14 protein-coding genes, 1 pseudogene and 1 riboswitch are annotated in these 24,748 nt (G+C 73.7%); of the genes and pseudogenes, 8 read left to right on the forward strand and 7 right to left on the reverse strand.

Going from position 1 to position 24,748, the window contains the following annotated elements; translation table 11 throughout:
• Positions 1-162 precede the first annotated feature (162 nt).
• Positions 163-1,617 (reverse strand): annotated as a pseudogene (locus OYE22_RS16310) (YibE/F family protein); the annotation flags it as partial.
• Between the two features lie 299 nt (positions 1,618-1,916).
• Positions 1,917-2,075: riboswitch (TPP riboswitch) on the forward strand.
• Here OYE22_RS16310 and thiC point away from each other — a divergent pair.
• Positions 2,068-3,858, forward strand: a complete 1,791-nt coding sequence (gene thiC / locus OYE22_RS16315; protein WP_277321086.1) for a phosphomethylpyrimidine synthase ThiC — start codon at positions 2,068-2,070, stop codon at positions 3,856-3,858. (Overlaps the previous riboswitch by 8 nt.)
• 183 nt (positions 3,859-4,041) lie before the next feature.
• Here thiC and OYE22_RS16320 read toward each other — a convergent pair whose 3' ends face one another.
• A complete protein-coding gene (locus OYE22_RS16320) occupies positions 4,042-4,755 on the reverse strand; it encodes a hypothetical protein (RefSeq protein WP_277321087.1) in 714 nt (237 codons plus the stop codon).
• 76 nt (positions 4,756-4,831) lie between these two features.
• Here OYE22_RS16320 and OYE22_RS16325 point away from each other — a divergent pair, with 76 nt between their 5' ends.
• Positions 4,832-5,731 (forward strand): LysR family transcriptional regulator, encoded by a 900-nt coding sequence (locus tag OYE22_RS16325; RefSeq protein WP_277321088.1) that lies wholly within the window; start codon positions 4,832-4,834, stop codon positions 5,729-5,731.
• 216 nt (positions 5,732-5,947) lie between these two features.
• On the opposite strand, the gene OYE22_RS16330 is transcribed toward OYE22_RS16325, so the two are convergent.
• The 3 genes from OYE22_RS16330 to OYE22_RS16340 form a co-directional block, all read right to left on the reverse strand.
• Positions 5,948-6,838, reverse strand: coding sequence for a hypothetical protein (locus OYE22_RS16330; protein WP_277321089.1), 891 nt, complete (start codon positions 6,836-6,838; stop codon positions 5,948-5,950).
• Positions 6,839-7,027: 189 nt separating this feature from the next.
• Positions 7,028-8,146 carry a metallophosphoesterase gene (locus tag OYE22_RS16335; RefSeq protein WP_277324167.1) on the reverse strand — a complete coding sequence of 373 codons (1,119 nt, stop codon included), beginning with the start codon at positions 8,144-8,146 and terminating at the stop codon, positions 7,028-7,030.
• A 1,063-nt stretch (positions 8,147-9,209) separates the two neighbouring features.
• Positions 9,210-10,310, reverse strand: coding sequence for a LacI family DNA-binding transcriptional regulator (locus OYE22_RS16340; RefSeq protein WP_176162861.1), 1,101 nt, complete (start codon positions 10,308-10,310; stop codon positions 9,210-9,212).
• Between the two features lie 360 nt (positions 10,311-10,670).
• On the opposite strand from OYE22_RS16340, the gene hisC reads away from it, so the two are divergent.
• The 5 genes from hisC (at position 10,671) to OYE22_RS16365 (ending at position 21,049) form a co-directional block, all read left to right on the forward strand.
• Entirely contained in the window at positions 10,671-11,756 is a 1,086-nt protein-coding gene (hisC, locus tag OYE22_RS16345; RefSeq protein ID WP_277321090.1) for a histidinol-phosphate transaminase, read from the forward strand.
• Between the two features lie 564 nt (positions 11,757-12,320).
• On the forward strand, positions 12,321-13,922 hold the full coding sequence (locus tag OYE22_RS16350; RefSeq protein ID WP_277321091.1) for a cytochrome ubiquinol oxidase subunit I: 1,602 nt from the start codon (positions 12,321-12,323) through the stop codon (positions 13,920-13,922).
• A gap of 24 nt (positions 13,923-13,946) precedes the next feature.
• Entirely contained in the window at positions 13,947-14,951 is a 1,005-nt protein-coding gene (cydB, locus tag OYE22_RS16355) for a cytochrome d ubiquinol oxidase subunit II (RefSeq protein ID WP_277321092.1), read from the forward strand.
• Between the two features lie 253 nt (positions 14,952-15,204).
• Positions 15,205-19,002, forward strand: coding sequence for a thiol reductant ABC exporter subunit CydD (cydD, locus tag OYE22_RS16360; protein WP_277321093.1), 3,798 nt, complete (start codon positions 15,205-15,207; stop codon positions 19,000-19,002).
• 238 nt (positions 19,003-19,240) lie between these two features.
• Positions 19,241-21,049, forward strand: coding sequence for a GAF domain-containing protein (locus OYE22_RS16365; protein WP_277324168.1), 1,809 nt, complete (start codon positions 19,241-19,243; stop codon positions 21,047-21,049).
• A gap of 232 nt (positions 21,050-21,281) precedes the next feature.
• Here the strand turns inward: OYE22_RS16365 and OYE22_RS16370 are convergent, their stop codons facing one another.
• Positions 21,282-21,989 carry a TetR/AcrR family transcriptional regulator C-terminal domain-containing protein gene (locus tag OYE22_RS16370; RefSeq protein WP_277321094.1) on the reverse strand — a complete coding sequence of 236 codons (708 nt, stop codon included), beginning with the start codon at positions 21,987-21,989 and terminating at the stop codon, positions 21,282-21,284.
• Between the two features lie 281 nt (positions 21,990-22,270).
• Here OYE22_RS16370 and OYE22_RS16375 point away from each other — a divergent pair, with 281 nt between their 5' ends.
• Positions 22,271-23,773 carry an MFS transporter gene (locus tag OYE22_RS16375; protein ID WP_277321095.1) on the forward strand — a complete coding sequence of 501 codons (1,503 nt, stop codon included), beginning with the start codon at positions 22,271-22,273 and terminating at the stop codon, positions 23,771-23,773.
• A gap of 40 nt (positions 23,774-23,813) precedes the next feature.
• On the opposite strand, the gene OYE22_RS16380 is transcribed toward OYE22_RS16375, so the two are convergent.
• A complete protein-coding gene (locus OYE22_RS16380) occupies positions 23,814-24,734 on the reverse strand; it encodes a Cof-type HAD-IIB family hydrolase (protein WP_277321096.1) in 921 nt (306 codons plus the stop codon).
• Positions 24,735-24,748: the final 14 nt, after the last annotated feature.

The following is a 24,748-nucleotide window of genomic DNA, read 5'->3' on the forward strand; positions in this document are numbered from 1 at the left end:
TGGTCACGGTGAGTTGCCTGGACGTTTTTTCGCCTGGGCCCCCGTAGGCGCTACGTGCCCGCGCTCCGGCGGCCCTTCGAGCCCCCCACGCACCCACGTGCGCCACCGGCCGCCGGCCCCCGTCCCCGGGCCCCCACCGACCGCCGCCTCTCCCCCCGCGCCCTACTTCGCCCGCCGGCGGCGGCCCTTCCCGCGCCCCGGCAGGCCCGCGCCGCGCCCGGCCGGCGCGCCCGGCCCGGACCCGGCGTTCGGCGCCGGAACGGGCGCGGGGCCGGCGCCGCCGTCAGCCCGCCGGCCGACCGCCGCGCCGACCCCGCGCCCCGCCCCCGCCGAGCCCGCCCCGCCCGCCGTGGCCGGCACGCTCGCCGGGCTGCGGTCCGCGGAGACGACCAGCGCCGCGAGCAGGGTGGTCACCGGCACCGAGGCCACCAGGCCGATGCTGCCGACCAGGGTCCGCACGATCTCCTCGGCGACGATCTCGCTGGTCGCGACCGTGCTCACGCCGCTGTCCGCGATCGAGAACAGCAGCAAGAGCGGCAAGGCGGCGCCCGCGTAGGCCAGCACCAGCGTGTTGACCACCGACGCGATGTGGTCCCGCCCGATGCGCATGGCCGCCGCGTACAACGTGCGCCAGTGTGCCGACGGGTCGGCCTCCTTGAGCTCCCACACCGCCGAGGTCTGGGTGACGGTCACGTCGTCGAGGACGCCGAGCGAGCCGATGATGACGCCGGCGAGCAGCAGGCCCTGGATCTCGATGTCGGGGTAGAGCCCGTGCACCAGGCCGGTCTGGTCGTCGGTGTTGCCGGTCAGGTGGGCCCAGCCGATGAACAGCGAGCCGAGCAGGCCGATCAGCAGCAGCGAGATCAGCGTGCCGAGCACCGCGACGGAGGTCCTGGCGGTCAGCCCGTGACACATGTACAGCGCCACCAGCATGATCGCGCTGCCCCCGACCACCGCCACTACCAGCGGGTTCGAGCCCTGCAGGATGGCGGGCAGGATGAACAGCGTCAGCACCCCGAAGCTGATCGCGAGGGCCACCAGCGCGAACACCCCGCGCAGCCGCCCCACCGCCACCACGGCCAGCGCGAACAGCCCGGCAAGCAGCGCCATCGGCATCTCCCGATCGACGTCGGAGACCGAGTACTGCAGCTCCTTGGGCGCCTTGGGGGCGTACGCCAGGATGAGCTTCTGGCCCTTCTCGAACTGCCGGGACGCGGACGGCTGCACGATCTCGGGGAACGTACGGCCCTTGTCCTTGCCCGACGTCACCTCGATCGTGGCCTTTTCGCACATCTCGTCCTTGGCCGCGCCCCCCGCCGCCGGGTCGCCCGACTGCTGCCCTGGCGGGGGCTGTTGCGGCTGGGCGTGCACGTCCGCGCAGCGCACCTGGTCGATCCGCACCACCCGCCCCGACTCGGTCGTCCGGTCGAAGCCGAGGCCCGAATCGCCCTTGTGGCCCGGCGCCCCGCCCGGCCACAGCACGGCGAGCCCGACCGCGACCGCCACGCTGAACGGGATGAGCACCGCCGCGATCACCTTGCGCAGATGCCGCGACACCGGAGCGGCGGGACCGTGACTGTGGCTGTGCCCATGGCCGTGCCCATGCCCGTGTCCGCCGCCGGTCCCGGGTCCAGACCCGGGCCCGGGACCGGACTCGTGGTCGTGGCCGGTGGGTTCGCCGTCGAACCCGGCTCCGCCCGTGGGCCGTTCGCCGCCCGCGCCCGGCTCCGCGGGGCCGGGCGGTGGGGACGACGGTGGCGGTGGGGGGAGGCCGGGGCCGGGTGGCCGTCCGGGGGCGGGCGGCCCGGCGTGGGGGGTGCGGCCGCCGCTGGGGCCCTGGCTCGGTGGGAGTCATGGTCCGATCATCGCAAGGCCCCCTGGCCCAATCCGCCGGGGAGCGGTTAGCGTGGTGGCACCTTTGCAATCGCGGGAGCTCGGAGCACCGGGCTGAGAGGGCGCTGACCTCCGTACGGGACGACCGGTCGACACCGGCGAACCGCCAGCGGAAACGGCTGCGTCGACCGCCGAACCTGTTACCGGGTAATGCCGGCGTAGGGAGTAGGTCTCATGACCGCATCTGACGCACACACGCCTGCCTCCGTTGAGGCGAACGACACCGACGGCGCGCCGCGCGACATCGGATGGCACAAGGGCTATCTGAGCGGCTCGCGCCCCGACCTGCGGGTCCCGGTGCGGCGAGTGCACCTCACCAACGGCCGAGACGTCACGCTGTACGACACCTCGGGCCCGTACACCGATCCGAACATCGACACCGACGTGCGGCGCGGGCTGCCGCCGCTGCGCGAGAACTGGATCATCGGCCGCGGCGACACCGAGGAGTACGCCGGCCGGCCGCTACGCCCCGAGGACGACGGCATCAAGCACACCTCGCCGCGCGGCGGGCTCAAGAACCTCGACGCGGTCTTCCCCGGCCGCCCCCGCCAGCCCCGCCGGGGCCGCGACGGACAGGCCGTCACCCAACTCGCGTACGCGCGCCGCGGCGAGGTCACGCCGGAGATGGAGTACGTCGCGCTGCGCGAGAACGTCTCCCCCGAGGTGGTCCGCGAGGAGATCGCCGCCGGCCGCGCGGTGTTGCCGGCCAACGTCAACCACCCGGAGATCGAGCCGATGATTATCGGCAAGCGGTTCCTGGTGAAGGTCAACGCCAACATCGGCAACTCCGCCGTCACCTCCTCCATCGAGGAGGAGGTGGAGAAGATGACCTGGGCGACCCGCTGGGGCGCGGACACGGTCATGGACCTGTCCACCGGTCGCAACATCCACACCACCCGCGAGTGGGTGCTGCGCAACTCCCCCGTGCCGATCGGCACCGTGCCGCTCTACCAGGCCCTGGAGAAGGTGGACGGCCGGGCCGAGGAGCTGAGCTGGGAGATCTACAAGGACACCATCATCGAGCAGGCCGAACAGGGCGTCGACTACATGACGGTGCACGCCGGCGTGCTGCTGCGGTACGTGCCGCTCACCGCCCGCCGCAAGACCGGCATCGTCTCGCGCGGCGGCTCGATCATGGCGGCCTGGTGCCTCGCGCACCACAAGGAGAGCTTCCTCTACGAGAACTTCGAGGAGCTGTGCGACATCCTCGCGGCGTACGACGTCACGTTCTCACTCGGTGACGGGCTGCGCCCCGGTTCCATCGCGGACGCCAACGACGAGGCGCAGTTCGCCGAGCTGAAGACGCTCGGCGAGCTGAACTCCATCGCCAAGCGGCACCACGTACAGACCATGATCGAGGGCCCGGGCCACGTCCCGATGCACAAGATCAAGGAGAACATCGACCTCCAGCAGGAGATCTGCGAGGAGGCCCCGTTCTACACGCTCGGCCCCCTGACCACGGACATCGCGCCCGCGTACGACCACATCACCTCGGGCATCGGCGCCGCGATGATCGCCTGGTGGGGCACCGCGATGCTGTGCTACGTCACGCCCAAGGAGCACCTGGGCCTGCCGGACCGCGACGACGTGAAGACCGGCGTCATCACGTACAAGATCGCCGCCCACGCCGCCGACCTGGCCAAGGGGCACCCCGGCGCCCAGGAATGGGACGACGCGCTCTCCGACGCGCGGTTCGAGTTCCGCTGGGAGGACCAGTTCAACCTGGCCCTCGACCCGGACACGGCCCGCGCCTTCCACGACGAGACCCTGCCGGCCGAGCCCGCCAAGACGGCACACTTCTGCTCGATGTGCGGGCCGAAGTTCTGCTCGATGAAGATCTCCCAGGACATCCGCCGCGAGCACGGCGGCGCCCTGGACGCCGCCGCGGCCGAGGCCGGAATGGCGGAGAAGTCCCGGGAGTTCGCCGCCGCCGGCAACCGGGTGTACCTGCCGATCGCCGACTGACCGCCCCTTCCCCGAGCGCCGTCCCGACCCACCCGGGACGGCGCTCGGGCGCGTCGAGGGCCGGAATCGGGCGCGGCCTCGGCGGGGTGGGCCAGGGGGCTTCGAGCGTGGGCCCGGGGCACGGTGCACGCCCGGAGGTAGGGGCGGAGCAGGAGCGCGTCCAGGCGGGCTCGGGGGCACGGGTCATCGAGCGCGAGCGTGGCCGACGGCGGCCTCGGCCAGGCCGGCGATCAGCGGATGGGCCCGGGTGCCGTCGCCGTCCAGTTCGGGTTGGAAGAGTGTGGCCAGGAAGAAGGGATGGTCGGGCAGTTCGACGACGCGGACCTCGCCCGCCTCGTCGGTGCCGGTGAAGGCCAGGCCGTGGGCGCGCAGGGTGTCCAGGTAGTCGGGGTTGGGCGCGTAGTCGCAGTGGTAGCGCGCCCGGGCGCGGTCGGCTCCGATGAGGTCGCGGGCCCGGGAGCCGGGGGAGAGGCGGACGACGCCCTCGTGGCCGACGAGCGAGCAGGCCAGCGGGACGATCACGGCGTCCTCCGCCGGTGCCTCCGGGTCGTTCTCGGCGTGGGCGGCGCGGTCCAGGCCACAGACGCCGCGCGCGAACTCCAGGAGGGCGTGTTGGAATCCGCCGCAGGTGCCCAGGAAGGGGACGCCCCTCTCGCGTGCCCCGCGGATCGCGGCCAGGACGCCGGCCTCGCTGCGGTACGGGCTGCCCGGCAGGACCCAGACCGCGTCGAAACCGTCCGCCACCGTCTCGTCGGCGTCCTGGGTGGCGATCCAGTAGGCGTCCAGGTCCCATCCGTCCCTGACGCGCAGGGCCTCAAGGAGGCCGGGGATGCGGGCGTGGGAGCGAACGGCGTCGGAGCGGTCCGCGACCAGCGCGACGCGTGCTGTGAGGTTCATGCTCCCCATCCTGCTGACCAGCACGTATCGCGTCCAACGATGATTCCTGCACCCTGTATAAGTGATCCTGATGCGCATGGACACGCATCTGTTGCGCACCTTCGTCGCGGTGCTCGACCACCGCTCCTTCTCCGGTGCCGCCAAGGCCCTGGGCTACACCCAGTCCGCGGTCTCCCAACACGTCGCAGCGCTCGAAGCCGACCTGGGCGCCCGGCTGGTCGAACGCCGGCCCGTCGCGCCCACGCCGGCCGGGGCGCGGCTGCTTGAGCACGCCCCCGCGCTGCTCCTGCGGCTGGACGCCGCCCGCGCCGACGTCGCCCGGCTGCACCACGCCCAGCCCGCCCACCTGACGGTCGCCTGCTCGGCCCCCGCCCTGTCCACCGCCGTCGCACGCGCCCTCGCCCAACTGCGGGCGGCCATCCCCCTGCTGGAACTCGACGTACGAATCCTGGCCCGGGAAGCCGTGATCGAGGAGGTCCTCACCGCCCGCGCCGACCTCGGCCTCGTCGACGGCGTCGCCGCACCCAGCGACCCGCTCCCCCTGCCGGACCTCGGCCCCACGACCACGCTCGCGGTGGCCGAGCAGCCGCTGGCCGTGCTCTTCCCCACCGACCACCCGCTGGCCCGGCGCCGCTCGGTCCGGCTCACCGACCTGACGCAGGCCCAGTGGATCGACGCCCCCGGCACCGCCATCCCGCTCGACCGGCTCCGTGTCGTCTGCCGAACCGAGGGGTTCCGCCCTCGCGTCCGCCACCGGGGAACCGACCTGCACGGCCTCGCCGCCCTGGCCGCCGCCGGCCTTGGCCTCGCGGCCCTCCCCCTCTCCCTGGCCGCCACGCTCCCCGACGTGACCGCCGTGCCGGCCGACGAGCCCCGCCTGGTGCACCGTACGGAACTCGTCCACACCGCCCACCCGGCCGAATACGTACGGCAGTTGGCCGGCCTCATCGCCGACCGCGCGGCAGCCGCGTCGTGACCTTCCTTGCCGGGACCGGACGGCCCCTCACCGAGACCGGCCGGGGCCGAGTGGGTGTGGTCGATGTCGGTGGGACCGGATCGGCGGCGGCCGGCTTCGTAGGAGGTGCCCGGCTGAGTGGTGGGCCGTACGGCTCGCCCACCGCCACCCGGACGCGCTCGCCACCCGGACGCGCTCGCCGCGCGGGGGCGCGCCGCGAGCGCTCGCCGGGGCGGGCTAGGACGGCCGGTGGTCCCGGCCGCCGAAATCCGGGCTGGTGAAGTCCGGGCTGCTGTAGCGCGGGCCCGGGGCCGGGTCGGAGCCACCGTCGCCGGGGCTGGTGAAGCCGGGGCGGCTGTAGCCCAGGTGGGGCGTGCGGCTGGGCGCGGTGGCGCGGGGCGGTCGGTGGTCGGCGGAGGGTGCCGGGCCCGCGGCGCCGCCACCGTGCTCGGGGCCCGTCGGTGCCTCGCCGTTCGCCATCGCCTCGCTGAGGAACGGCACCATGCCCCGCTCCAACAGGGCCCGCTGCCACTTCTCGCGCGCCCGGTCCACCTCCGCGGCCCGGGTTCGGGCGCGCCGGCCGCCACCGTTGCGCAGGGCGGTGACCAGGAGCCCCGCCCCGGCGATCAGGGCGCTGATCGCGGCACAGGCCGCGAACACCCAGCCGGCGGTGACCAGGGGCTGGCCGACGGACGCGTCCGGCGCGAACACCCGCAGGACGTAGCCGACGATCAGGAAGATCGCCGCGGCGGCGCCGGCGAGCACCGGTGCCAGCACGGCGAGAACGGCCACGAGCCCCGCGCCGGACCCGTCGGTGCCGTCACCCCCGGGCTCGCCCGGGGAGACCGTGCCGCCCGGCGGGGTGCCCTCGCTCCCCTCCGGCCGGGGCGGGGGCAGGGGCGTGCCCAGGGACTTCCGTGCCTGGACGTACCGGTCGTACTCGGTCGCCGCACACGCCGATATGGCGGTCGACGCGTTGAGCGCCATCGTGCGCAGTTGGTGTGTGCTGAGTCGTTGGCCCGTGGTGTTCAGGCCAGGGTTTCGTTGTTCTGTCGCGCGCAGCGCCTCGTCGAGAACGCGCTCGAAGTCCGGGCGATCCTCGGTGAGCAGGTATGGAGCGCTGTTCATGGGTGCATCCCCCGATGCTCCGTAGGGCCTTGATACCGGCTGTTACCGGTCACGGGCGGGAACGGAGGAGAGCCTGCTACGGATAAGCCGATGGTAGAGCTGTCGCGGTGCGGGATGACAGGGTGCTATCCGAAAATCGCCCCGCACGGGTGGGATTCCTCATTGCCCGCCTACCCGACGGCCTAACCTTCAACCACGCAGGGGGAATTGCACGACAAGGAGCTTTCCGGCCATCGTGACGCCGCCGTCCATGGCGATGGCGAGGTCGTCGGCGTACACGTGCGGGCCGCTGACCAGCGGCCGGCTCTCCTCGCCGTCGGCGTCCTCGGCACCGACCTCGCCGAGCAGGTACGGAATCGGACTGTGCCCGTGGACCAGGCGCTCGCCGCCGTAGGTGTCCAGGAGTTCGCGTACGGCCATCGCGCCGGCCTCGTCCCGGAAGGCGAACCGCTTGGTGAACTTGCGGAACAGGTCCCAGCACTCGTCGGCGTCGCCGCGCTGGAGCGTCTCGGTGACGGTGTCGTTGACCGCCTCGATGGAGTCGCCGTACTCCAGGTAGGCGGTGGTGTCGGAGTGCAGCAGCAGGTGCCCGTCCTCCTCGACCATCGCGTCGAGCCGGGACATCCACTGCACGTGGTGGTCCTCAAGCCGTTCCATGTCGGTGCGCTGGCCGCCGTTGAGCAGCCACGCGGCCTGGAAGGAGGCGGTGCCGGCGCCGGACTGGACGGGGGTGTCACCGAAGCGCTTGGCGCCGATGAGCAGCAGTTCGTGATTGCCCATCAGGGCCTTGCAGTAGCCGCCGGCCGCGGCGGCCTGGGCGGAGAGCTGCATGACCAGGTCGATCACGCCGATGCCGTCCGGGCCCCGGTCGGTGAAGTCGCCGAGGAACCAGAGTCTGGCCTTCCCCGCCGACCAGTTGCCCTCGGCGTCGATGAGGCCCTGCTCGGCCAGCGCGGCCCGTAGCTCGTCGAGGTAGCCGTGCACGTCGCCGACGACGAACAGCGGGCCGAGCCCCTCCCGGTCGGCGCGCGCGGGCGCCGCCGCGGGCTCTGACTCGATCGCGTCGGCGAAGCCGGCCGTGGACAGGTCGGCGATCGTGCTGCCGGGCCCCACACCGCGCGCGATGACGGGCAGGTCGCGCTCGGTCGGGGTGTACTCGGGGTCGGCGTGCGCGGGGGCGCCCGGGTGGTCGGCCGCGCCGGCCGTGGCCTGGGCCGGGGGCACGGCGGCCGGCTGCCGCGGTGCGGGTACGGTGCCCGGCGCGTACTCGGCCGGCGGTACGGCGTGCCCACGGCCCTGGCCCGGCACGCTCGCGGGCGCGGCGTGACCCGGGGGCTGGGCCCCGGGCTGGGACGGGTCGACGGGGGGCGTCGGGTGGCCGGGCGCGCCCTGGCCCGGTGCGTACGACTGCGGGTTGCTGGGCTGCCGGGTGGCCGACTGGGAGGCGGAGGCCGGGTGCGGCGCGGGGGCGCCCTGCTGGTGTGCGTGCGGCGGGTGGGGCTCGTGCTGCTGGTGCGGTGTGGTCGGACGGGGCGTGGCCTGGGGCGCGTTCGGCTGCGGGGCCGCCGGGGCGGCCTGGGAGGCCGGTGCCGCCTGGGGGGCGTACGCCTGCGGCGCGCGGGGGGCCGGGGTCCGGGGCGCCTGCTGGTCCCGCACCGTGGTTCCCGGCTGGGCGGCGGACGGGGCCTGCGGGGTGGAGCCGGCCGCGAGGGGGCGCACCCGCGCCGAGGCGGGGCTGACGTGGGTCATGCGGAGGGTGGGCGCGGGGGCCGGGGGCTGCGTGGTGGCGCCATCGGGGGCGCCGGCGTGCGCCGCGCGGGCGTGAGGACCCTCCGGCTGCGCGCCGAGCGGTCCTTGGGGCGCGCGCCCCGGGCCCGGCTGCGGCGCGGCGGGGTTGACCTGTGCCGGGGCGGGGTGTGCTGCTGGGGCGGGCGGGTGTTCCGCTTCGCCCTGGTCGGGCCGCGCGTCGTGCTCCGCATCCGGAGGCGAAGACGTGGTCCGTGCCGTGGGTCCCAGACCGGCCCCCTGAGTCATCGACCCCTCCACCATCGCGCCGCCGTGCACCTTCTGGACCTTGCCTGGTCGACGGCGGTCCGCGGTGTCGTCCGCCCATCATAGGAATGACCGTCGGGGGTTGTGACGCACCAGGGGTCGCGAAATGGGTCGAGCGCAGGGTTCGCCGGCCATTTCTCCCGAATTGGCCGCTTGGCAGGGGCGCATTACGGCGCCACGAGGCGGTGGCGACCGGATCGGGTGCGGGCCGGCCGGCCCAGCGGGGCCGGGTGGGGCGAGGGGGCGGGCGTGCCGTGGGGTACGGGGCGCGGGGCGGCTGGAGGGGGTGGTGGGAGCGAGGCCGGGGGCGCGCGCGGAGCTAGGCGCCCGCGGGTCCGCGCGGGGCGCTCACGGTGGTCCGGGGCGACCGTCGCTGCGACGACGCGCGCACGATCAGCTCGGTCGGTATCACCTGTTCGACCGGGCCGCCGGCGTCCACGCCCTCGATGGCGTCGATGAGGAGTTGGACGACCGCGGTGCCGATCCGGCGGGGCTTGAGGGAGAGGGTGGTGACCGGCGGGTCGGTGGTGGTGTAGACGCTGGACTCGCTACAGCACACGAGCAGCAGGTCGTCCGGGACGCGCAGCCCGTAGCGCCGGGCGGCGGCGAGCAGGTCGGTGCCGTTGGGGTCGAAGAGCCCGTAGACGGCGTCCGGTCGGTCGGGTCTGGCCAGCAGCCGGTCGGCGGCGACGGCGCCCGCGCAAGGGTCGTGCGCCGGGTACTCCTCGTACACCGGGTCCTGGCCGACGCGCTCGCACCAGGAGAGGTACGCGGAGGTGGAGAGCCGGGTGTAGGTGTCCGTGGTGGTGCCGGTGAGGAGCCCGATGCGGCGGGCGCCCGCCTCGGCGAGGTGGTCGAGCAGCCCGCACACGGCCGCCTGGTGGTCGTTGTCCACCCAGGCGGTGACGGGCAGCGAGCCGGCCGGGCGCCCGTCGGAGACGACGGGGATGCCGTGGCGTACGAGTTCGGCCACCACCGGGTCCTGGTCGGAGGGGTCGATGACCACGGTGCCGTCCAGTGCCACGTTGGACCACACGTCGTGGCGCGAGGTGGCGGGCAGGATGACGAGGGCGTAGCCGCGGGCCAGCGCGGCGGAGGTGGCCGCGCGGGCCATCTCGGCGAAGTAGGCGAACTCGGTGAAGGTGAAAGGTTCATCCCCGTACGTGGTCACGGTCAGTCCGATGAGACCTGACTTGCCGGTACGGAGCGTGCGGGCCGCGGCGGAGGGGCGGTAGCCCAGCCGGTCGGCGACCTCGCGGACGTGGCGACGGGTGGCGTCCGGTAGCCGTCCCTTGCCGTTGAGCGCGTCGGAGACGGTCGTGATCGAGACCCCGGCTGCGGCGGCCACGTCCCGGATGCCCGCTCGCCCCAGCCGGCGGCCGGTCGACCGGCTCACCTGGTGCTTCCCTGCTGCTGTCATGGCGAGCCGATAGTAGGGCTCGAGGGGTGCGTTCGGAGGAATCGGTAATCCACTGTCAACAGGCACGATTCTGCATGAGCAACAACCCTTAAAAACCTTGGAAGTAAAGGCAGTTGGCTGCTCTGCTAGGTCTCTGCTCGGCCACGCGACGGTCGTGCCTGCTGATTGGCTTATGTTTCGGAGAGGTCTCAACTCACTCTCACGGGTGATGCGCGCCACGGCGCTCGCTACCGGCGCACAGCCAGGAGAAGGGCGCTCCCCATGGTCTTTACGGCACCCGGGGGAATCCTCATAAGGTAAACAGTATTGCGTGTCTGACAGGTGACTGCTGTGCCCGGTACGGTCCAAGGAGGATCTGCGGTGTCTGAAAAGAGCCCCAAGCTGCGCGCTGCGCTCGACGGCGTTCCGACCTACAAGCCAGGCAAGCCCGCGGCGGCGGCGCCGGGTGGCGTGACCACGTACAAGCTGTCCTCGAACGAGAACCCCTACCCGCCGCTGCCCGGCGTCCTGGAGGAGGCGGTGCGCGCCGCCGGTGCGCTCAACCGCTACCCGGACCTGGCCTGCACCGGGCTGATGGCGGAGCTGTCCAGCCGGTTCGAGGTGCCGATCGAGCACCTGGCCACCGGCACCGGCTCGGTGGGCATCGCGCAGCAGCTCGTACAGTCGACGGCCGGCCCGGGTGACGAGGTCATCTTCGCCTGGCGCTCCTTCGAGGCGTACCCGATCGTCACGCAGATCGCCGGGGCGACGCCGGTGCCGGTGCCGTTGACGGCCGACGAGGGCCACGACCTGGACGCGATGCTGGCCGCGGTCACCGAGCGGACCCGACTGATATTCGTCTGCAACCCCAACAACCCGACCGGCACCGTGGTCCGCCGCGCGGAGCTGGAGCGCTTCCTCGACCAGGTGCCGTCCGACATCCTGATCGTGCTGGACGAGGCGTACCGCGAGTTCATCCGCGACGAGGACGTCCCGGACGGGATCGACCTGTACCGGAACCGCCCCAACGTGTGTGTGCTGCGAACCTTCTCCAAGGCGTACGGGCTGGCCGGGCTGCGGGTCGGCTTCGCGGTGGGCCACGACCCGGTGGCGGCGGCGCTGCGCAAGACGGCGGTGCCGTTCGGTGTGACGCAGGTGGCGCAGGAGGCGGCCATCGCGTCGCTGCGCAGCGAGGACGCGCTGAGCGAGCGGGTGGCGGCGCTGGTCGTGGAGCGGACCCGGGTCTACGAGGCGCTCGTCGCGCAGGGTTGGACCGTGCCCGAGTCGCACGGCAACTTCGTCTGGCTGCGGCTCGGCGACCGCGCGCTGGACTTCGCGGCGGCGTGCGAGCGTGGTGGCGTGGTCGTCCGGCCGTTCCAGGGCGACGGCGTGCGGATCACGATCGGCGAGACCGAGGCGAACGACCTGTTCCTGAAGGCGGCGGAGGCGTTCCGCAAGGAGATCTGAGCGGGCCGCCGGACCCCGGAGCCCTGAGCGGGCCGGGGGTCCGGCGCCGCTGGCGCGGTGTTCCGGGGAACCGGCACCGCCGGCACGGTGGTACGAGGGCGCGGCTTCGGCCGCGCCCTTTCGTGTGCCGTCTCCCGCGTGCCGCCGTACGCCCGTGGGCGCGGAGAGTGGCGTTTGCCACAGGGTGTGCCGCGTCATACGGGCGCGGGACCGGCCCGGTCGGTGCCGGGTGGGCTCGGGCGGGGTGTGGTCAGGGGCCGGGCGTGGCGTCGGGGTGGTCGGGGAGCCGTATTCCGCGCTGGTGGTGGGGTGTTCGGCGGTACGGGGGCGTGCGGGTCGGCTCGTCGCGCCGGTGGGGCCGCTCGGGTGCGGGCCGGGGGAGGGTCGCCGGCGGGGCGGTGGCGGGGCACCCCCGGTGCGGGCTGACGAAAGTATGTGCGTCATAATTCCTTGTGAATGTGAACGCGTTCACAAGCTCGTCGATGCGTCCCCCTTTGACCGTGATCAATGGGGTGGATCGCCCCGGCGGGTGCGCGGCTCAGCAAGACGGCAAGGAGACACGACGTGGACCTGGCTCTGGCTCCGGAGACCCTGGCACGGTGGCAATTTGGCATCACGACCGTCTACCACTACCTCTTTGTTCCGCTGACGATCAGCCTCGCGGCGTTCACGGCCGGTCTGGAGACCGCCTGGGTGCGCACGGGCAAGGAGAAGTACTTCCACGCGACGAAGTTCTGGGGAAAGCTCTTCCTGATCAACATCGCGATGGGTGTCGTCACCGGCATCGTGCAGGAGTTCCAGTTCGGCATGAACTGGTCCGACTACTCGCGCTTCGTCGGTGACGTGTTCGGCGCTCCCCTCGCCATGGAGGCGCTGATCGCCTTCTTCTTCGAGTCCACCTTCATCGGGCTGTGGATCTTCGGCTGGGACAAGCTGCCGAAGAAGATCCACTGCGCGTGCATCTGGATCGTGGCCATCGGCACCACGCTCTCCGCGTACTTCATCCTGGCCGCCAACTCCTGGATGCAGCACCCCGTCGGTTACTCGATCGACAAGGCCACCGGGCGGGCCGAGCTGACGGACATGTGGGCCGTGCTCACCCAGAACACCACCCTGGTCGTCGTCTTCCACACGCTGACCGCGGCCTTCCTCACCGGTGCGGCCTTCGTTGTCGGTATCGCCTCGTACCACCTGCTGCGTGCCAAGCGGGCCCAGGACCGGGGCGAGGAACTGCCGGAGAAGCAGCGTCGGCAGGTCGGCGCGATGCGCTCCTCGCTGCGGGCCGCGCTGGTGATCGCGGTGATCGCGGGGCTCGGCACCGCGATCAGCGGTGACCGGCTCGGCAAGGTGATGTTCGAGCAGCAGCCGATGAAGATGGCCGCGGCCGAGGCGCTGTGGGAGACCGAGGCGCCGGCGCCCTTCTCGATCTTCGCGGTCGGTGACGTGAGCGAGGGCCACAACAGCGTCGAGTTCAGCGTCCCCGGCATCCTCTCCTTCCTCGCGCACGACAACTTCTCGGCCTCCGTGCCCGGTATCAACGACATCGCCGAGCGGGAGGCGAAGCTCTACGGCGGCGAGCCCGAGGACTACATCCCGAGCATCTTCATGACCTTCTGGGGCTTCCGCCTCATGATCGGGTTCGGCATGACCTCCTTCGCCGCCGGCGTGATCGGCCTGTGGACCACTCGCCGAAAGCTGTGGCTCGCGCCGGACAAGCGGACCGGCGAGTACGAGGTCCCACGGCTGATGCTCACCAAGAACCGCGAGATGAGTGCCTTCTTCACCACCTGGTCCTGGCGGATCGGCCTGCTCACCATGGGCTTCCCGCTGATCGCCAACTCCTTCGGCTGGATCTTCACCGAGATGGGCCGCCAGCCCTGGGTGGTCTACGGGCTGATGCGCACCTCGGACGCGGTGTCCCCAGGCGTGAGCCAGACCGAGGTGGTGATCTCGATGAGCGTGTTCACGCTGCTGTACGGCGTGCTCGCGGTGATCGAGGTGAAGCTGCTGGCCAAGTACGCCAAGGCCGGGCCCGACGTGGACGAGAAGCCACCGGCCAAGGACCCGAAGCTGCGCTTCCCCAAGCCGGGCGACCCCGGGGCCGCCGGTGGCGGCGACGCCGCGTCGGCCGAGGACGCCGACAAGCCGATGACCTTCGCGTACTGACGACGGCTGGAACGGAGACCGACCATGCACCTCCACGACGTCTGGTTCGTGCTGATTGCCGTCCTGTGGACTGGCTACTTCTTCCTCGAGGGGTTCGACTTCGGCATCGGCGTACTGACCAAGCTGCTCGCCCGCGACCGCACCGAGCGCCGCGTGCTGATCAACACCATCGGGCCCGTCTGGGACGGCAACGAGGTGTGGCTGCTGACCGCTGGCGGCGCCACCTTCGCGGCCTTCCCCGACTGGTACGCGACGCTGTTCAGCGGCTTCTACCTGCCGCTGCTCGTCATCCTGGTCTGCCTGATCGTGCGTGGCGTGGCCTTCGAGTACCGGCACAAGCGCAGCGAGGAGAGCTGGCAGCGCAACTGGGAGCGGGCCATCTTCTGGTGCTCGCTGATCCCCGCGTTCCTGTGGGGCGCGGTGTTCGCCAACATGGTGCGCGGCGTGCCGATCGGCGCGGACAAGAACTTCGCGGGCAACCTGCTCGACCTGGTCAACCCGTACGCGCTGCTCGGTGGGTTGGTGACACTGACGTTGTTCACCTTCCACGGCGCGGTCTTCGCGGCGCTGAAGACCGTCGGTGACATCCGCACCCGGGCGCGCCGGCTCGCCGGCTGGCTCGGCCTGGTGACGGCGGCGCTCGCGGCGGCCTTCCTGGTGTGGACGCAGCTCGACTCGGGCGGCACGGGCAGCCTCGTGGCGCTGGTCATCGCCGTGCTCGCGCTGGCCGGGGCGCTGGTGATGAACGGTCGGGGTCGCGAGGGTTGGGCCTTCGGGCTCTCCGGGGTCACCATCGCGGCGGCCGTGGCCATGCTCTTCCTGTCGCTCTTCCCGGACGTCATGCCCTCCTCGCTCGACGCGCAGTGGAGCCTGACCGCCGAGAACGCCGCGTCCAGCCCGTACACGCTCAAGATCATGACGTGGATCGCGGGCGTCATGACCCCCGTCGTGCTCGCCTACCAGGCGTGGACGTACTGGGTGTTCCGGCAGCGGATCGGGACCCAGCACATCCCCGTCGACGCGCACTGATGTCTGCGCGACGGACGGGCCGACGCGGGGAGTGTGCGGTGAGCGGGTGCGTGGCGAGGGCCGGGAGGTACGGCGGTGTCGGAGCCGAACGGATGCGGGCCGGGGCCGCGTTGGCCGGTGTCAGCGCGGGCGTGGCCACGGCCGGTGGGCGGCGGTGGGCCGGTCGGGTGTTTCACGTGAAACCGTCCGCGCGCCTGTTTCACGTGAAACGGTCCGCGTGCGTGTTTCACGTGAAACCAGGTCGGTGTTTCACGTGAAACCAATCGACCCACGGCTACTGCACTACGCCCGCGCCACCCGCTTCTTCCTGCTCGCCTCGGTCGCCCTCGGGCTGGTCGGTGCCGGACTGGTCATCGCTCAGGCGATGCTCATCGCAGAGATCGTGGTGGGCGCCTTCCAGCGCGGCGAGTCCGTCGAGGGGCTGGCGACGCCGTTGATGCTGCTGGTCGGCGTCGCGGTAGGGCGGGCGGCGGTCGCCTCGCTGACCGAACTCGCCGCGCACCGGGCCAGCGCCGAGGTCAAGTCCGAGCTGCGGATGCGGCTGCTGACCCGGGCGACCGAACTCGGGCCCGGCTGGCTGAGCACCCAGCGCACCGGCGAGCTGACCACGCTGGCGACCCGGGGCGTCGACGCCCTGGACGACTACTTCGCCCGCTACCTTCCGCAGCTCGGGCTCGCCGTGGTGGTCCCGCTGGCGGTGCTGGCCCGGATCGTCACCGAGGACTGGGTGTCGGCGCTGATCATCGTGATCACGCTGCCGCTCATCCCGGTCTTCATGATGCTCATCGGCTGGGCCACCCAACATCGGATGGACCGGCAGTGGCGGTTGCTCTCCCGGCTCTCCGGGCACTTCCTCGACGTCGTGGCGGGGCTGCCGACGCTCAAGGTGTTCGGGCGGGCCAAGGCGCAGGCCGAGTCCATCCGCGCTATCACCTCCGACTACCGACGGGCGACGCTCAGGACGCTGCGCATCGCCTTCCTGTCCTCGTTCGCGCTGGAGCTGCTGGCGACGCTGTCGGTGGCGCTGGTCGCGGTGGGCATCGGGATGCGGCTCGTGCACGGGGACATGGACCTGTACGCGGGGCTCGTCGTGCTGATCCTCGCGCCCGAGGCGTACCTTCCGCTGCGCCAGGTCGGGGCCGAGTACCACGCGGCGGCGGAGGGGCTGGCGGCGGCCGACGAGGTCTTCGCCGTCCTGGAGACCGGCGCGGCGGGGAGCCCCGATGCGTCCGGTGGTGCGGCGGGCCGTTCGTCCGCCGGTGGCCCGGGGCGTTCGGTCGGGGTGCCCGACGCGCGGTCGGCCGCGCTGGTGGTGGACGGCCTGGTGGTGCGACACCCCGGGCGTACCGAACCCTCCCTCGACGCGACCTCGTTCACCGTCGCGCCCGGTGAGACCGTGGCCGTCGTCGGGCCGAGCGGCGCGGGCAAGTCCACCCTGCTTCAGGTGGTGCTCGGGTTCGTGGGCCCGGGCAGCGGCGTGGAGCGGGGCGGGGTGCGCGTCGGCGACACGCCACTGGCCGACCTCACGGACGCGGGCTGGCGGGCCTGGCGGGACCAGGTGGCCTGGGTACCGCAGCGGCCCTACCTGTTCGCGGGCACCATCGCGGAGAACGTGCGGCTGGCCCGCCCGGACGCCGACGACGAGGCGGTACGGGGCGCGCTGCGCGACGCGAGCGCGCTGGACTTCGTCACGGCGTTGCCCGACGGGCCGCAGACCGTGATCGGCGAGGACGGCGTGGGCCTGTCCGCGGGCCAGCGGCAACGGCTGGCGCTGGCCAGGGCGTTCCTCGCCGACCGGCCGGTGCTCCTGCTCGACGAGCCGACCGCGAACCTGGACGGCGAGACGGAAGCCCTCGTGGTGGACGCGGTACGCCGGCTGGCCGTCGGCCGCACGGTGTTGCTCGTCGTCCACCGACCGGCCCTGCTGGCCATCGCGGACCGCGTGGTCCGCGTCGGACCGACCACCGAGGCGACACCGTCCGATGGGCGCGACGCGCTGCCGGCCGCGGCGGCCACGGGCGCGACCGCTCGCGCCGCGCGGGCGGTCGCCGACGGCCGGCCCGCGGGCGTGGCCCGGCCGGTAGCGGAGCAACGGGACGGTTCGGAGTCGGACCGGGCGGCGGTCGAGCCGGTGGGTCCGGTCGCCGGTGGCGCGCCGGTGGAGCCGGCCTCGGGCGAGGGCGGGCGGCGCCCGCACGTCGCGCCCGAGGCGGGCCCGGGCCGGCGGGAGCGCGGGGCGCTGGCCCTGGTGCGCGCGGTGGGCCGGGAGCGGCGGGGGCGGTTCGCGCTCGCCCTGCTGCTCGGCAGCCTCGCGCTGGGCAGCGCCGTCGGGCTGATGGCCGTATCCGGCTGGCTGATCTCGCGGGCCTCGCAGCAGCCGCCGGTGCTGTACCTGATGGTGGCCGTGACCGCGACCCGCGCGTTCGGCATCGGCCGCGCGGTCTTCCGCTACGCGGAGCGGCTCGTCTCGCACGACGCCGCGCTGCGCGTGCTGGCCGACCTGCGGGTCGCGGTCTACCGACGCCTTGAGCGGCTCGCGCCCGCGGGGCTACGTGAGAGCCGACGCGGAGATCTGCTGTCCCGGCTGGTCGCGGACGTGGACGCGATGCAGGACTACTTCCTGCGCTGGCTGCTGCCGGTCGGCTCGGCCCTGGTGGTGGGCGCCGCGTCCGTCGGGTTCATGACCTGGCTGCTGCCGGAGGCGGGCGCGCTGCTCGCGGTGGGGCTGCTGGCGGCCGGCGTCGGGGTGCCGCTGCTGACCAGCGCGTGGGCCCGGCATACCGAGCGGCAGTTGGCGCCCGCGCGCGGCGCGCTGTCGGTGGGCGTGGTCGATCTGCTGACGGGCACGGCCGAGCTGACGGTGGCCGGCGCGCTACCCACCCGTACGGCCTCGGTGCGCCGCGCCGACGGGTTGCTCACCACGATCGCGCGGCGGGCCGCCGGCGCGGGCGCGCTCGGGGCCGGGCTCGCGGCGCTGAGCTGCGGCATCACGGTCTCGGCCACCGCGTGGGTGGGCGTACAGGCGGTGCGGGACGGGCGGCTGGACGGGCTGTGGCTCGCGGTCGTCGTCCTCACCCCGCTCGCCGCCTTCGAGACGGTCGGCGGCCTGCCGGGCGCCGTGCGCTACCGGCAGCGGGTGCGGCGGGCGGCCGAACGGGTCCACGAGGTGTTGGACGCGCCGTCGCCGGTCCGCGAGCCGGACCCGGCGGCGGCCCCGCCGGAGCAGCCGCACCCCCTGGTCGTACGGGGCCTCACGGCGCGCTACCCGGGGCAGCGGCGGCCGGCCCTCGCCGGGTTCGACCTGGAGCTGGTGGCCGGGCGGCGGGTGGCCGTGGTCGGGCCGTCCGGCTCGGGCAAGACGACGCTCGCGCAGGTGCTGCTTCGCTTCCTGGACCCGGAGGCGGGGACGTACACGCTGGCCGGGGCGGACGCCACGGGCCTTTCCGGGGACGCGGTGCGCCGGCTGGTCGGGCTGTGCGCGCAGGACGCGCACCTCTTCGACAGCTCGCTGCGGGAGAACCTGCGGCTGGCCCGCCCCGGGGCGAGCACGGACGAGTTGCGGGCGGCGCTGGCCGGGGCCCGGCTGCTCGACTGGGCGGACGGGCTGCCGGACGGCCTCGACTCGCTGGTCGGCGAGCATGGCGCGCGGCTCTCCGGTGGCCAGCGCCAACGGCTGGCGCTGGCCAGGGCGCTGCTCGCCGACTTCCCCGTACTGGTGCTCGACGAGCCCGCCGAGCACCTCGACCTGCCGACGGCGGACGCGTTGACCCGCGATCTGCTGGCGGCCACCGAGGGGCGTACGACCGTGTTGATCACGCACCGGCTGGCGGGGCTCGACGCCGTGGACGAGGTGCTGGTGCTGGACGCGGGGCGGGTGGTGCAGCGGGGCACGTACGACGAGTTGGTCCGGGCGCCCGGCCCGTTCCGGCGGATGCTGGAGCGCGAGCGCGCCACGGAGGCCGGTCACGGCACGCATGCCGTGGCGGGTCCGCCGTCCGGCACGGCGGGAGGCGGCGGCGCGAACGGGCGTGCCGCTGCGGTGGGGGTGTGACGGGGCGCGCGGCGGTCGGGAGCCGCTGGACGAGGGGGCCAGGGAGGTGGCTCCGACACCGGGCCGAAGCTGACACTTTCCCTGCCAAAAGGGACTAACTACGCTCGCCTCCATGGCAGTCACGGGGGCCCCCGAGCCCAGCGAATCAGCCGGCCCGACGGCAGCGGCGGCCGGAGCGGAAGCGGAAGCGACGGGAGCCGCGGCCCGGGGCGCGGTGGGGGGCGGGCCGCGCGACCCGTTGGAGGCCGCCACCGCCGCCACCCGCGGCCTGCGCGGCCTGCCAGCGGAGCTGACCGCGTGCGTGCCGCGCCTCCTGGAGGCGATGCGCTCGGTCGGCGCCGGCCTCGACCTGCACGTCACGCTCGACCGGCTGGTGCAGACCGCCGCCGAACTGGTCGACGCGCGGTACGCCGCCATCGGCGTCCTGACCGCCTCGGGCACGCGGTTCTCCGACTTCGTCTCGTACGGCGTAGGCGCCGACGTCCGCGAGCGGCTCGCGGCGCTGGCGGACGAGGGGGAGGCGGGGGCGCCCGGACTGCCGAGTGGGCTCGCCGAGCCGCCCGAGCCGGTGCGGCTCGGTGACCTCACGGACGACCCGTACGCGGCGGGCTTCCCGGCCAGCCGGCCGCCGATGCGCACCTTCCTGGCGGTGCCGCTCCGGGCCCAGGGGGAGAGCTTCGGCAACCTCTACCTGGCGGAGCACGACGGTGGCCCGTTCAGCGCGTCGGACCGGCAGTTGGTGCGGGTGCTCGCGGTCGAGGCCGCGCTCGCCATCATCAACGCGCGCCGCGACGAGGAGGCCCGGCAGCGCGAGCGCTGGATCGACGGCTCGGTCGCCGTCACCACCGCCTTGCTGTCCGCCAACGACGCGGAGGACGCGCTGGTCGTCGTGGCCGAGAAGGCCAGGCGGCTGGCGGCCTCGACGGCGGGCATCGTGCTGCTGCCGACCGAGGCCGGCGGCCTGGAGATCGTGGCCGTGGACGCCGACGAGCCGATGGGCCTGCTGGGCACGGTCGTCTCGCCCCAGGCGCCGATCGTGCCGCACCTGATGGGCGGTGACCCGATCTTCGTCGAGGACTCGGCGACCGACCCGCGTATGACGACGAGCATCTCCGAGCGGTTCGGGCCGAGCATGATGCTGCCGCTGCGCAGCGGCTCCCGGGTGCTGGGCATCCTGACCACGCCCCGCGAGCGCGGCGCGCGTCCGTTCACGGAGACCGAGCGGACCCTGGCCACGCAGTTCGCCGCGCAGGCCGCCCTCGCGCTGGTCCTCGCCGAAGCCCAGCGGGACCGGGAGCGGCTCGCGGTGTACGAGGATCGCGACCGGATCGCGCGCGACCTGCACGACCTGGTCATCCAGCGGCTGTTCGCGACCGGGATGATGCTGGAGGGCGCGCAGCGCAAGGCGATCGTGCCGGCGGTCCAGGACAAGATCGGCAAGGCTGTGGAGGAGCTGGACGCCACCATCCAGGAGGTGCGCACCGCGATCTTCGCCCTCCAACAGGGCCCGACCGAGGCGCCGGCCGGACTGCGGACTCGGGTGCTACGGGAGATCGGGACGGCGGCCGTGCCGCTGGGCTTCCAGCCGTCGGCCGTGTTCGTGGGCGCCGTGGACGCCCGGGTGTCCGAGCTGACCGGGAAGAACCTGATCGCGGCGTTGCGGGAGGCGCTGTCCAACGCGTTCCGGCATGCCCGTGCCTCACGTATCGAGGTGGTCGTGGACGCGACGGTGCGGCTGCCCGACGGGCGCGACGGAGTACGCCTGACGGTCTCCGACGACGGCGTGGGCATCGCGGAGGGCGGCCGGCGCAGCGGGCTGCGCAACCTGGCCCGCCGCGCCGAGGCGCTGGGCGGCTCCAGCGGCTACGGGCCCGGCCTCGCCCGGGGCGGGGACGCGGCGGGAGCGGCCTCCGGCGGCGGCGAGGGTGCCGCTGGTGCTGGTGCTGGTGCTGGTGCTGGTGCTGGTGCCGGTGCCGGTGGCGCGGGCGAGAGCGGTGGCGGTGGTGGTGGCAGGGGGACGACCGTGGTGTGGGAGGCGCCGCTCTGAGCCGGGGCCGGGGGCGGGGTCGCGGCCGGGGCCCGGGGCCGGGGTCGCGGGCGAGTGAGCGCCGGTGGCTGGTCGGGCGTGCGGGTGGGTTCGGGGGCGTGCGCGGGTGGGGCGTACGCGAGGTCGGGTGCGCGGCGGGGCGCGGGGGACGGGCGCGAACCCGCCTGCCAGTCCAGCAGCCCGGCGAGCCGGGGAACGCGGGAGGTCGGGGGGCTAGACGCCCGAGGGCGGGCTAAGGGGCCTGTCTGAGCTGGGCCTCCAGGCCGTCGAGCAGGTAGCCGAGGCCGGTGGTGAAGCTGCCGTCCCAGTCGTCGTCGTACAGGTAGCCGCGCTCCGCCAGGGTCGGGTACCGGTCGCTGTTGGCCCGCAACTGCTCCTGACCCAACCGGCGTTCCTCGTCCGTGATGCGCAGGGCCGTCTCGGACGCGGCCGAGCCCATCACGTGGTTGTAGAGCGCCCAGGTCGCCGCCGACAGGCCCTTCTCTGTGAAGCCCGCGCGCACCAGGGTGGCCTGGAGCATCTCCATCCAGGCCAGGAAGTGCGGGCCGATGGTCGGCCGACGGCGGGCGGGGACCGCGGCGGCCCACGGGTGGCGTAGCAGCGCGGCGCGCCACGCGGTCAGTACGGCGGTCACGTCGGCCCGCCAGTCCCCGGTCCGGTCCGCGGCCAGGGGCGCCTCGCCGAAGATCGCGTCCACCGCGAGGTCGATGACGTCGTCCTTCGTGTCGACGTGCCAGTACAGCGACGGGGCCATGACGGCGAGGCGCTCCGCGAGCCGCCGCATGGTGAGCCGGTCGATGCCCTCCTCGTCGAGCAGGGCGACGGCGGCCTCGACAATGCGCGCGCGGGACAGCGGGGGCTCGCCGCGCGAGGTGCGCGGTGGCCGCAACCACACGCTCCGTACGTCCCCGCCGCCGCGTTGGCCGCGCGCCTCACCCACGGTGTCCCACTTTCGTCAGCCGCCCAGTCGCCCGAGCCGTTCCGCTGTCCCACCGGTTCCGCCGCCGCACCGGAGCGCCGGTCGTCTGCGGGTCCGCTGTCCTGCCTGGCCCGCCGCCGCCGTGGTCGGCCGGATGGTTCCGCCCGTGCCCCCGGCCGGGGATGGTCGCCGGCCGGTGCGGTCGCCTCGGAGGCCATGACCGGTCGGGCCAGTGTAGTACGTTGTTCGGCGTCTCTAACGTCGTTAGGTAATTCCGAACACTGTTAGGCGGTGCGTGGATCATGGAAGAAACGTCGGGGGAGCCGGCCTCAGCGGGGCGGCGGCGCTGGTGGACGCTGCTGGCGGTGAGCACGGCCCAGCTCCTCGTCGTCCTGGACGGGACGATCGTGAACATCGCGCTGCCGTCCGCGCAGCGCGCGCTCGACATGTCCGACGCGAGCAGGCAGTGGGCCATCACCGCCTACGCGCTGGCCTTCGGCGGACTGCTGCTGATCGGCGGGCGGGTCAGCGGCGCGCTCGGGCACCGACGCGCGTTCCGCGTCGGCCTGCTGGGCTTCGCCGCCGCGTCCGCGCTCGGCGGTGCCGCGACCAACGCCGAACTGCTCTTCGCGGCGCGGGCCCTGCAGGGCGTGTTCGCCGCGCTGCTCGCGCCGGCCGGCCTCTCGCTGCTGACGATCACCTTCACCGGCCCGCGCGAACGGGGCCGCGCCTTCGGCGTGTTCGCCGCCGTCGGCGCCGCCGGCTCGGCGCTCGGCCTGGTCGCGGGCGGGCTGCTCACGGAGTACGCGAGCTGGCGGTGGTGCCTGTACATCAACGTGCCGCTGGCCCTGCTCGCCGTGGGCGGCACGGCCCTCGTGCCGGGGCAGGGCCCGGTCCGCGACGGGGGACGGCTCGACGTCGCGGGCGCCCTGCTCAGCGCGGGCGGGTTCGCCGCCCTCGTCTACGCCTTCAACGAGGCCGAGCCGCACGGGTGGGCGTCGGTCAGGGTGCTCGCGCTGCTGGTCGGCGGGGTGCTGATGCTGGCGGCGTTCGCGGCCGTCGAGGCGCGCGTCCCGCACCCGCTGCTGCCGCCGCGCGTGCTCGCGCACCGGGCCCGCGGCGCCGCGTTCGCCGCGATCACCCTGATGTTCGTCGCGATGTTCGGCTTCTACCTGTTCATGAGCTACTACACGCAGACGGTGCTCGGGTACTCGCCGGTCGAGGCCGGTCTCACGCTGATCATCAACGCCGTGGCGGCCCTGGTCGGCTCCACCTTCATCGCCGGCAAGCTGCACGGCCGCGTGCCGCCCGCCGCGCTGATCGTGCCGGGGCTGCTCGCCGCCGCGGCCGGGATGTTCCTGCTGACCTGGCTGACGGCGGACAGCGCGCACATCCTGCCGCTCTACCTCGCGCCCGCGCTGGTCCTCACCGGGCTGGGCCTCGGCTGTGTCATGCCCCCGACGGCCAGCCTGGCCACGGCGGACATGCGGTGGCACGAGATCGGGGCCGCGTCGGCGGCGTACAACGCGGCCCAGCAACTCGGGGCGGCGCTCGGCACCGCCCTGCTCAACACGGTCGCGGCCAGCGCCGCCGCCTCGTACCTGGCCCGCCCCGGACACCCCACGCCGACCGCGGCCACCGTGCACGGCTACACCACCGCGCTCACCGTCGCCTTCGGCATCCTGCTCGGCGCCGCGTGCGTCGTCGCGCTGCTGACGCTGGTCCGCCGGGCGCGCGGTACGGGCACGCCGCGAAGCGGGGGGACGGAGCACGAGCGGGCGGGGGAGGCCGCGCCGCTGTCCTGACGGGCTCGACGGCCCGCTCCCGCCGCGCCCGGCCGGCCCCTCAGCGGTTCAGCACGCTCTCGATGACGGCCGCCACGCCGTCCTCGTTGTTGGCCAGCGTGTGTCGGTCGGTCGCGGCGAGGACGGCGGGGTGCGCGTTGGCCATCGCGTACGACATGCCGGCCCAGGTCAGCATCTCCACGTCGTTGGGCATGTCCCCGAAGGCCATCACCTGGTCGCGGGTGATGCCGCGTTCGGCACAGCACTGCTCCAGCGTGCTGGCCTTGCTGACGCCGAGGGCGCTGATCTCCAGGAGGGCGCTGGGGCTGGAGCGGGTGAACGAGGCGTGCGCCCCGGCGGACGCGCGGGCCAGGGCGAGGAATTCGTCCGGGGCGAGGTCGGGGTGGTAGGCGAGCAGCTTGAGAATGGGCTGCTCCGCCTGGTCCGCGTCCTCGGACAGCAGCTTCTCGACGGGGCCCAGCGTCAGGGCGGCGTCGAACGAGAGCGGCGGGTACTGCGGTTCGTGGTGGATGCCACCGGTGCGCTCGACGGCGAACGCGGTACCCGGCGCGGCGGCGCGCAGCGCGTGCACGACGGCGAGCGCGTCGTCGGGCAGCAGCGGGCGCACGCGGACGAACCGGGGACCCTGGTGCAGGTCCACGACGGCCGCCCCGTTGGCGCAGATGGCCAGGCCGTGACCGTGTACGTGGTCGCTGACGACGGTCATCCAGCGGGCCGGGCGACCGGTGACGAAGAAGACGTCGATGCCCGCGGCCTCGGCGGCCGCCAGGGCGGCGACGGTGCGATCGGACACGGACTTGTCGTCGTGCAACAGGGTGCCGTCGAGGTCGGTCGCGATGAGCCGGGGCACGGTGGGGGGCACGGGGACGGCGGGCGCGCCGTCGGCCACGGGGGCGGCGGCCGCGCCGTCGGTCGCGGGGGGCTCGGGCTGCTGCTCGGTAGCTGGGGTCACGCCTGCCATCCTTCCGCATCGCC

Source organism: Streptomyces sp. 71268 (assembly GCF_029392895.1).
In the GTDB taxonomy this organism is placed as follows: Bacteria; Actinomycetota; Actinomycetes; order Streptomycetales; family Streptomycetaceae; genus Streptomyces.

What these genes read in the sequence shown, in the direction of transcription:
- thiC (WP_277321086.1), top strand. Translation starts at nt 2,068, where the DNA reads ATGACCGCATCTGACGCACACACGCCTGCCTCCGTTGAGGCGAACGAC.
- OYE22_RS16320 (WP_277321087.1), bottom strand. Translation starts at nt 4,755, where the DNA reads ATGAACCTCACAGCACGCGTCGCGCTGGTCGCGGACCGCTCCGACGCC.
- OYE22_RS16325 (WP_277321088.1), top strand. Translation starts at nt 4,832, where the DNA reads ATGGACACGCATCTGTTGCGCACCTTCGTCGCGGTGCTCGACCACCGC.
- OYE22_RS16330 (WP_277321089.1), bottom strand. Translation starts at nt 6,838, where the DNA reads ATGAACAGCGCTCCATACCTGCTCACCGAGGATCGCCCGGACTTCGAG.
- OYE22_RS16340 (WP_176162861.1), bottom strand. Translation starts at nt 10,310, where the DNA reads ATGACAGCAGCAGGGAAGCACCAGGTGAGCCGGTCGACCGGCCGCCGG.
- cydB (WP_277321092.1), top strand. Translation starts at nt 13,947, where the DNA reads ATGCACCTCCACGACGTCTGGTTCGTGCTGATTGCCGTCCTGTGGACT.
- OYE22_RS16375 (WP_277321095.1), top strand. Translation starts at nt 22,271, where the DNA reads ATGGAAGAAACGTCGGGGGAGCCGGCCTCAGCGGGGCGGCGGCGCTGG.
- OYE22_RS16380 (WP_277321096.1), bottom strand. Translation starts at nt 24,734, where the DNA reads ATGGCAGGCGTGACCCCAGCTACCGAGCAGCAGCCCGAGCCCCCCGCG.